1 protein-coding gene is annotated in these 521 nt (G+C 49.1%); it reads left to right on the top strand.

Annotation, left to right across the window (positions count from 1 at the left end; genetic code table 11):
* Positions 1-110 precede the first annotated feature (110 nt).
* Positions 111-407, top strand: a complete 297-nt coding sequence (locus E5Z01_RS19720) for a hypothetical protein (RefSeq protein ID WP_167758039.1) — start codon at positions 111-113, stop codon at positions 405-407.
* Positions 408-521 lie beyond the last annotated feature (114 nt).

The raw sequence follows: 521 nt of genomic DNA, 5'->3' as shown, positions 1-521 counted from the left end.
CAGGTGGGCCAGATCCAGAACCTCTGGGCAAACGGAAGAAGAAATGCCCTGACCCCATCACGTTGCTGGAAGTCGGCTGGACGCTGGTTTTACGTCCTCTCTCATAAAGTTTGTCAGGCCGCCAGGTTCATGAGGTCAGCGGAAAGCAATTTTATACTTTTGAACTCTGGGAATCTGGCCTATGGAATTATCAGAAATGTCGATTAGATCTCAAGGTGATTGCCCTCTTTTGTGAAAAGTTAGAGGAGATCTACGGCCTGGTACAGTGCCGTGGCGGCTCTCTGAATGCAAAAGTATTTGAATCAGTCACTCAGCATCAAACACACCTCGCCCAGGTGATTCAGGATGGACATTTTGGGCTTGGTGCAAAGTGGTATCCAACTGATTTTATTAGCGACGGCGATTAGGGGTTGACATTTCGTGTCCAGAATGGCAAAGGGATGAAGGTGTTGACGCCTCATCCCGACTACAGTTTAATGCCCATCCCCCAGGCCGCAACGCTGATTGCCTTTCAGGTTCAA

Source organism: Deinococcus fonticola, from assembly GCF_004634215.1.
In the GTDB taxonomy this organism is placed as follows: domain Bacteria; phylum Deinococcota; class Deinococci; order Deinococcales; family Deinococcaceae; genus Deinococcus; species Deinococcus fonticola.
The sequence above is the reverse complement of the archived record's forward strand: the minus strand, read 5'-3'. Positions and strand labels throughout refer to the sequence as shown.